The following is an 8,459-nucleotide window of genomic DNA, read 5'->3' as shown; positions in this document are numbered from 1 at the left end:
AAAACCGGGGCGGTTCAGTCCATCATCGCCATTCTCCTCAAGCTGTCGCAGCCAAATTGAAACTGCGGCAAGCCCCTCAGGAAAGCGGAGCTTTTCAACGGAATAGGCCCTGACCGACTATTGAAGTTCGTTCAATATGGGCGACTGCAATGGACGGGCAGGAAGGGCGGTACCGCTCGGCTAGCGTCACAATTACTAGGAACGGCCATCCCGAATGCGTGACTGCAATGCAGTGGGCAGCCATGATTTCAATGCGACGGGCAAAATTGCGGGTTCGCTTGGCGTCAGCATTTGCATGAGGCGCAGGCGGGGTGGGTTTCTGCGCCGCCTGATGGCGGCACAGAAGGGGTTTTACCTCAGCGGGTCTTGCCCAGCGGATCGAGCTCATCGCGGAGCCAGTCTCCGAGCAGGTTCAGACCCAGCACCGTCAGCATGATGGCGATACCGGGGAAAACGGTGATCCACCACGCCGTCTGGATGTAGCTCCGACCTTCGGACAGCATGCCGCCCCAGCTGGGCGTTTGCGGATCGGCGCCGAGGCCGAGGAAGGTCAGGCTGCTTTCCAGCAGGATGTTGTTGGCCACGTTCAGGGTCAGTAGGATGATCAGCGGCCCCATCGCATTGGGCAGGATGTGGCTGAAGATGATCTTCCAGTTCGGCGAGCCATAACTGACGGCGGCCTGCACGAATTCGCGCTGACGCAGGCTCAGCACCGATCCGCGAACGAGGCGCGCATATTGCACCCATTGCGACACGATCATCAGGATGATGATCCGGTCGATGCCAGGGCCCACGATGGCGATGACCGTGATTGCGAGCAGGATGAACGGCAGCGCAAGCTGCACATCGGCAAAGCGCATCACGAAGCTGTCGAGGAAGCCGCGATAATAGCCCGCATAGAGCCCGATCACCGTGCCGAGAACCACCGAGCCAAGGGCAGACAACAGCCCGACCGTCAGCGAAATGCGCCCGCCGTGGACGATCCGGGCGAGAATATCGCGGCCCAGCGGATCGGTTCCCAGCGGGTGCGCCCCGCTTTGGAACGGCTCAGAGAGCCGCGCCAGCAGGTTCACCTCGGTGCCGCCGCCGGGGAAGAGGATGCCCGAGAACAGCACCAGAAGGGTCAGAACGCAGGTCAGCGTCGCGCCGGCCACGAATTCGAACTTGGCGAAGGGGCTGCGCTTGAAACGCTGAAAGGCGGAAACAGGGGGATTTTGCAAGGTATCAGACATGTCAGGCCACCCGGATGCGAGGATCGATCAGGCCATAGACAAGGTCCACGGCGAGGTTCACGGCGACAATCATGATCGCCAGGATTGAGACGGTCGCCTGCAACAGCGGATAATCGCGTTGGGCGATGGCTTCGATCGACAGGGTGCCCATGCCGGGCCAGTTGAAGACAAGCTCGACCACGACCAGACCGCCGATGAGATTGCCAAATTGCAGCCCGAGGAAGGTGACGATGGCGATGGCCGCGTTGCGCAGCGCGTGCTTGTAGATCACCGAGCGTTCGTTCAGGCCCTTGGCGCGGGCCACCATCACATATTGCTGCGAGAGCGTTTCAAGCATCTGCGTCCGCACAAGGCGCACATTGGTTGCGGTCAGGATGATGCCGATGGTCAAGGCGGGCAGGATCAGCGCCGTCCATGTCTCAAACCCCGAGGCGGGGAGAATGGGGAAGGCGATCGAGAGCAGCAGCACGAACATGATGCCAAGCCAGAAGTTTGGAAACGACAGGCCCACGAGCGACAGCACCCGGATGATCTGGTCGGAAATGCCACCCTTGTGGAGCGCGGCGTGGATGCCCAGCGGGATCGAGATCAGGATCGAGATGCCCATCGAGGCCACCGCGAGAAGCAGAGTCGAGGGCAGGGCAATAGCCATCAGATCGCGGATCGACCCGCGGAAAAACGAATTGCCCAGATCGAAGGTCACGAGGCTTTTGATGAAGTCGAAATACTGGGCATAGAACGGCTGATTCAGGCCGAGCGCTTCGCGGATGCGAACGAGGTCGTCCTCGGTCACGCTGCTCGACTCGGCGGTCAGCATCACTGCCGGGTCGCCGGTCAGGCGCACAGTGAAGGCCACAAACAGCGTCACCGCCAGGGTCACGAGGACGGCCTGAAAGACGCGTTGCAGGATGAAACGGAATACGGGCATGGGGGTCCTTTTCTATGGCCAGCGCGATTGCGTTGCCCGGCCCCCCGCATCATGGCAGGGGGCCGGGGCAGGGCTTATTTCAGGGTGACGTTCATGTAGCGGGCGCGGTCATCCGGTGCGGGATCGAAACCCTCCACATTCTTGCTCACGCCATAGATGGTAGCCTTGTTGTAGAGCGGCAGATCGAGCGCCTGCTCATGGGCATAGCGCGCCACTGCCTGCAGCGCGGCTTCGCGCACGTCGCGGTCATAGGTCTGGCGTTGCGCGTCGAGCAACTCGTCGAGTTTGGCATCCGACACGTACGGGTTGAAGCGCTCGCCGGTGTGGTAAAGGATGTAGGCGGTGTTGTCGAAATCGAAGGTCCAGCCGCCCCAGCCGTAATAGTACATCTCGCCGGTTTTGCCGTTCTCGATGATGTCGTTGAAATAGACACCGCGCTCGTGGGTGCGGATGTTCACGTTCAGACCGACCTGACCGAGGAAGGCGGCAATCACCTGGGCGACTTCGCGGAAGGTTTCGTCGTTGTTGGGCATGTCGAGCGTGATCTCGGTCCCCGGAGCGACACCGGCTTCGGCCAGCAGCGCCTTGGCGGCTTCGGGATCGTAAGCGTAGGCTTCGAGCGCGGGATCATTGCCAAAGGATTTGGCACCTTGCGCGCTGGAGATCGGGCTGGCCAGACCGCCCAGCAGCGCCTTAACGATGGTGTTGCGGTCAACCGCCATGGTGATGGCTTTGCGCACGCGCGGGTCGGCGGTGATGCCGCTTGCTGTATTGAACCGGGTCAGGTCGACGGTCGGGCCATCCACGGCCACCAGATCGACATTCGCGTTCTGCTTGACGGTCTCGACCGACGGCGTCGGGATGTTCAACGAGATATCAACGCCGCCAGACAGAAGCTCGGCAATGCGGGTCGCGTCTTCGGGGATGAAGCGGATGTTGACCGCATCGACTTTGGCTTCACCGTTCCAGTAGTTGTCGAACTTCTCCAGCTTCACGCCGACGGTGGGGGTGTATTCCGAAACCTGAAAGGGGCCGGTGCCGACGGGCTTCATGTCGAAGGCTTCTTCGCCAACTTCCTGAATGTATTTCGGCGGCACGATCATCGCACCATAGCCGGCCAGCTTGCTGATCAGCACCGGATCGGGGCGCTCCATCATGAAATCGACGGTGTAGGGGTCCACAACGACAACCTCGCGGATCGAGGTGTAGTTGCTGCGCTGCGGGCCTTTCGCGCCCTCGTCGCCCAGCAGGCGGTCGAAGGTGTATTTGACGGCCTCGGCGTTGAACGGCTCGCCATTGTGAAATTCCACGCCCTCGCGCAGGGTAAAGCGGATGCGGGTCTCGTCGTCGAGGAATTCCCAGCCGGTGGCGAGACCGGGCTGAAGCTCAAGGTCTTCGCCGCGGAATACGAGCCCGTCAAAGACGTTGCTGCCGATCGAGCCCCAGGACAGGCGGAACGTGTCGATCGGGTCGAGGTTCTGCGGGTCCTGCCGCTGCGCGACGTTCAGTGTGGTGTCCTGGGCAAAGGCCGGGGCAGCCAGCGCGAGGCAGGATACCAGCAGCGCGGACCGCAGGGCGGTCTTTGCCAAGAAGGTTTGGCGGATGGTCATCAATCAAGGCTCCTGTTGGGATAGTGAAAGGTCGATTGAACGTGGGATCAGGCCTGTGCGGCGACGAAATGCCCGTCGCTGACCGCGACGAATTCGATGGGCGCTGGTTCGTCCCCGACGGCCCGCATGGCGTTGGGGATTTCGCCTTCGAGCGGTGTCCGCGTTGGGCGCACGCCGGGGTTGAGCACCGGCACGGCGGACAAAAGCCGCTTGGTATAGGGGTGCTGCGGGTTCTCGAAGATCTGCTGGCGGGTGCCGATCTCGACGATCTGGCCCAGATACATCACGGCAACCCGGTGACTGATGCGTTCGACCACGGCCATGTCATGGGTGATAAAGAGGTAGGATAGACCCTGTTCCGCCTGCAGCTTCATCAGCAGGTTGACCACCTGCGCCTGAACGCTGACGTCAAGGGCTGAGACCGCTTCGTCGGCGATGATCAGGCTGGGATCGCAAGCCAGCGCGCGGGCAATGCATAGGCGCTGGCGTTGCCCGCCCGAGAACTGGTGCGGAAAGCGGTCCGCATGTTCCGCCGGCAGGCCCACCTTGACCAGCAGGTCCGCGACCTTCTCTTTCGCTTCGGCCCGCGAGGTGACCAGCCCATGCACCCACGCCGGTTCGATCAGGCTTTCGCCCACCGGCTTGCGCGGGTTGAGCGAGCCGTAGGGGTCTTGGAAAACGTACTGCGTCTGCTTGCGGAACGCTTTGCGATCCTCGGCGGGAAGCGAAAAGATATCCTGCCCGTGAAAGCGCATCGCGCCGGACACCGGCTCCTGCAATTGCTGGATGGTCTTGCCCACGGTCGACTTGCCGCTGCCGGATTCGCCGACAAGCGCCAGCGTTTCGCCCGGATAGATGTTGAACGACACTTTTTCGGCGGCATGGACGCGATGGGTGACACGGCTCAGCAGCCCGCCCCGGATGTCGAAGCGCACCGTCAGGTCCTCGATCTCCAGCACCGGTTTGCTGCGGTCCACCGGCTTGGCCGGAACTTCCTCTGGCGCGATCTCCAGCCCCGGAATGTCGAAGAGTTTCGGCATCGTGGTGCCGGTCATCGACCCGATGCGCGGCACCGCTGCCAGAAGCGCCTGAGTATACGGTGCCTTGGGGTGACCCAGAACCTCTTTCACCGCGCCGGCCTCGATCGGCTTGCTTGCCTTCATCACCAGCACGTCATCGGCCATTTCCGACACCACGCCCATGTCATGACTGATGAAGATCACCGAGGTCTGCATCTGGGCCTGAAGGTCACGGATGATGTGCAGGATCTGCGCCTGAATTGTGACGTCGAGCGCGGTGGTCGGCTCGTCCGCGATCAGGATCTTGGGCTGGCAGCAGAGCGCCATGGCGATCATCACCCGCTGGCGCATGCCACCCGAAAGCTGGTGCGGATAGTTGCCGAGCAGCCGCTTGGCATTGGGCAGACGGACCAGATCAAGGAATTCCAGCGCCTTGCGCCGCGCCGCGCTCCGCGACAGATCCTGATGCAGGGCCAGCGTTTCGCCCATCTGCGACCCGATGGTGTAGACCGGGTTGAGCGAGGTCATGGGCTCCTGAAAGATCATCGCGATCTCGTTGCCGCGTATCTTGCGCAACTCGCGTTCGGACAGATTGCCAAGATCGACCTGCCGACCAAGCACCTCGCTTTGAAACAGCAACTCGCCCCCGGCAACGCGGCCGCCCAGATGTTTCAGCAACCCGAGGATCGCCAGTGACGTGATCGACTTGCCGGACCCGGACTCGCCGACGATGGCAAGCGTGCGATTGTGGTCGAGATCGAAGGACACGCCGTCAACCACGCGGGCGGGTGAAGACACGTCGCCGAACTCGACACTCAGGTCGCGAACGGACAGCAGGGACGCTTGTGGGGGGGTGGTCTCGGGCATGTCTGTCTCCTGGTCAAACGGTCTCGGTTTGTCGGGCTGTCAGCGCGGTCGCGAGCGTGTCGATGCAGATCGCGATGGCATCGGTCGTCATGGCAAGGCTCATGGAGGCCGTCTGCCGGGTGCGACGCTCCATAGCGGCGACATTGTCGGGGGTCTGCGGCACATGGATGAACCCGGTGAGCGTCGGCAGGCCACGCTTCTGGATCGCATGGGCCGTGGTATAGAGCATCTGGTTGCACAGGTGGGTTCCGGCGTGGAAGGACACCGCGGCGGGAATGCCCGCGGCTTTCACGGCGGCCACCATCTCGGCATGCGGCAGCGTGGCGTTATAGGCCACCGGTCCGCCCGGGACGATCGGCGACAGGTCGATCTGCGCGCCCGAGCGGTCCGGCACGTCGAAATGCCGCCAGTTGATGCCCACCATTTCTGTCTGGATGATCGCCGCGCTCGACACGCCCAAGCCGACCCAGGCATCCGGGCGGTGCGCGTCGAGCAGTGCGTCGATGCTCTCGGGAAGATCTTCAGAGTTGACCGGCATCACATGGCCGATCACCTCGCAGCCAGTCCAGCTGCGCTTGCCCAGCTCGCCCACAACTTGTGCTGCCGGGTTGTTCTCCGCCTTCGCCCATGGGCCGTATCCGGCGACAAGTATCCTTGGTTGATACACCCTGCGTCCTTCCTTGACCAAATGTTGGGCACGTTTCTTGGTCGCCGACTTGTTGCAATCAAGTCATTTTGCTACATAGATGTATGTATAAATGTTATACTCAAGAGAGCGGAACATGAAGCACCGGCAGGTCGAGGCCTTTCGATACGTGATGCAGACCGGCACGACGGCGCAGGCGGCAAAGCTCATGTCCGTGACACAGCCAGCGGTCAGCCGGCTGATCTCTGATCTGGAATATCACTTGGAATTCAAGCTCTTCGAGCGCAGCAAGGGGCGGCTGCTTCCGACGCCCGAGGCGACGCAATTCTATTCGGCGGTCGACAGGTTCTTTATCGGAATCGAGGAATTGGAGTATTCCGCCCAGCAACTTCGCGACAGATCGCCAACCTCGCTAAAGATCTTTGCGACGCCCGCACTTTCGACAAGTATTGTTCCGAAGGCAATTTCGCGTTTTCGTAAACTGCACGCAAATGTGGCATTCCAGCTTGAATCTGCATCGTATACGCAGATCGTGTTAAGATTGCAAACCCATCAGGCCAGTCTGGGAATCACCCATGCCTTTCCTGACCTGCCGGGACTGACGCAGGAGACCTTGCTGCGGGTGTCTCATGTCTGTGCCATGCACGCCTCTCATCCGCTTGCGAGCAAGGATCTGATCGTGCCGCAGGATCTCGAAGGCGAGAATGTCTTGCGCATTCTGCCCCAAGGAGAGGTGCATTGGGATGCCACGACGGCGGTGCTGGAAAATTCCGGCGTCCGGTTCAGCAGCAATATCGCCACTCAAAGCTCGCACACCGGCTATGCGCTTATCGCCCAAAACATTGCGCTTGGTTTGATAGAGCCCTTTGCCGCGCACCCCTGGCGCCAGAATGGCGTGGTGACCCGGCCTTTCGAGCCACGGCTTGATTTTACCTATGTGGTCGCCCAGCCCGAGTTGCAGCCTGTTTCGAGCATGATCACGGCATTCATCGACATCCTGCGCGAAACCGCCGCGACATTTGATGCCGATTTGGGCGCGGCGGCGCCTTGAAGTGGCTCATCCGCCCCCGTGGTCAGACCGGCGCGCGCTCGGATTGGGTTAGGGCGCCACTGGCCCTTCTCTAGGCCGTCATGGCCCGCTGCCGGTTTCTTGGACACGAAGATAAGATCGTTACTAAGGAACTTTAGAGTGGGCATGACGAGGCCGAAGTTCAGCCGCGTGTTCAAGCTTGAGGCGGTGAAGCTCGTGACCGCGCGGGCGTGACGGCGGCCCAGGCATGTCGGGATCTGGAACCGGCCGGGCTGCAAGTGTTCTACGGTAATGGATGCGTGAAGCGTAAGCGCTGCCTCCGCCCCATCGGAGATCATGCTTGACTTGCTGAAGTTCCAGGGCAGCAGGATCGTCGATCCTAGTGTTCGGGTGACCGGCGGCGATGGCTTCGAGGGTCGCCTTCAGATAGGCGAAGGGCTCGACGCCGTTGATATTCGCGGCGGCGAACAGGGAGGCCATGCGGGCCTAGGTGCGGCCGCCCTCGTCGTGACCGGCGAAGAGCGCATTTTTCTTGGTCAGGGCGATCGGGCGGATCAGGTTTTCGTATCGCTGCCCGGCAGGCGCATCTGAAAGATGCTGCCGAGAGGGGGCGTTGGAGTCCATCTCGACGCGGCCGTCGTGGAGGACGGTCTGCAGCCCGCCCCACTGGCGGTGGATATCAGTCGGCTTCTCGCCGAGGCGCGACTTGGCTGAGATCCGCAGGCGCTGTGCCTGCAGCCAGTCGCGGAACTCGGCGACGAGGGGCGCGCTGCGGGCCTGGCGGGCCGACAGGCGCTGACCGGGGCCCATGCTGCGGATCTCGGCCTCGATGCGGTAGAGTTCGGCGATGCGTCGCACGCCATCAGCGGCGATTTCCGAGCCGTCGCGGTCGAAGACTTCCTTCAGCTTGCGCCGCGCATGCGCCCAGCAGTGGGCCACCGTGATCGGCGCGCCGCCCTTGCGGGACGGGCGCGTCAGCCGGTCATAACCGGTGTAGCTGTCGAGCTGCAGGATACTGTCAAAGCCCTGAAGAATCTGTTCCGCGTGGCGCGGCGTGCTCCTTGCGGGTCTCGACCTCGGCGACGGCGGTTTCCAGGTCTTCGAAGGCGTCATCACTCAGCTTCTCG

General features: G+C 62.0%; 8 protein-coding genes. 1 reads left to right on the top strand and 7 read right to left on the bottom strand.

The features are described 5' to 3' along the window. Window positions 1–356 precede the first annotated feature (356 nt). From KO516_RS20155 to KO516_RS20135, 5 genes are all read right to left on the bottom strand, one after another. Window positions 357–1,232, bottom strand: coding sequence for an ABC transporter permease (locus KO516_RS20155; RefSeq protein ID WP_216005587.1), 876 nt, complete (start codon window positions 1,230–1,232; stop codon window positions 357–359). A 1-nt stretch (window position 1,233) separates the two neighbouring features. After that, a complete protein-coding gene (locus tag KO516_RS20150; RefSeq protein WP_216005586.1) occupies window positions 1,234–2,160 on the bottom strand; it encodes an ABC transporter permease in 927 nt (308 codons plus the stop codon). A 74-nt stretch (window positions 2,161–2,234) separates the two neighbouring features. Continuing rightward, window positions 2,235–3,770: an ABC transporter substrate-binding protein gene (locus KO516_RS20145; protein WP_216005585.1), complete on the bottom strand. Its 1,536-nt coding sequence runs from the start codon at window positions 3,768–3,770 to the stop codon at window positions 2,235–2,237. 47 nt (window positions 3,771–3,817) lie between these two features. Continuing rightward, window positions 3,818–5,656, bottom strand: a complete 1,839-nt coding sequence (locus KO516_RS20140) for an ABC transporter ATP-binding protein (RefSeq protein WP_216005584.1) — start codon at window positions 5,654–5,656, stop codon at window positions 3,818–3,820. Window positions 5,657–5,669: 13 nt separating this feature from the next. Continuing rightward, complete coding sequence (locus KO516_RS20135) at window positions 5,670–6,323, bottom strand: pyroglutamyl-peptidase I (RefSeq protein WP_216005583.1); 654 nt, start codon at window positions 6,321–6,323, stop codon at window positions 5,670–5,672. Window positions 6,324–6,438: 115 nt separating this feature from the next. Between KO516_RS20135 and KO516_RS20130 the strand changes: the two genes are divergently transcribed. Then, window positions 6,439–7,353, top strand: coding sequence for a LysR family transcriptional regulator (locus KO516_RS20130; protein WP_216005582.1), 915 nt, complete (start codon window positions 6,439–6,441; stop codon window positions 7,351–7,353). A 123-nt stretch (window positions 7,354–7,476) separates the two neighbouring features. Here the strand turns inward: KO516_RS20130 and KO516_RS24440 are convergent, their stop codons facing one another. Both KO516_RS24440 and KO516_RS20125 read right to left on the bottom strand, forming a co-directional pair. After that, window positions 7,477–7,812, bottom strand: a complete 336-nt coding sequence (locus KO516_RS24440; RefSeq protein WP_252737737.1) for a transposase domain-containing protein — start codon at window positions 7,810–7,812, stop codon at window positions 7,477–7,479. Between the two features lie 6 nt (window positions 7,813–7,818). After that, window positions 7,819–8,445 (bottom strand): IS66 family transposase, encoded by a 627-nt coding sequence (locus tag KO516_RS20125; protein WP_252737736.1) that lies wholly within the window; start codon window positions 8,443–8,445, stop codon window positions 7,819–7,821. Window positions 8,446–8,459: the final 14 nt, after the last annotated feature.

Source organism: Citreicella sp. C3M06 (assembly GCF_018860705.1).
GTDB lineage: Bacteria > Pseudomonadota > Alphaproteobacteria > Rhodobacterales > Rhodobacteraceae > Salipiger.
The sequence above is the reverse complement of the archived record's forward strand: the minus strand, read 5'-3'. Positions and strand labels throughout refer to the sequence as shown.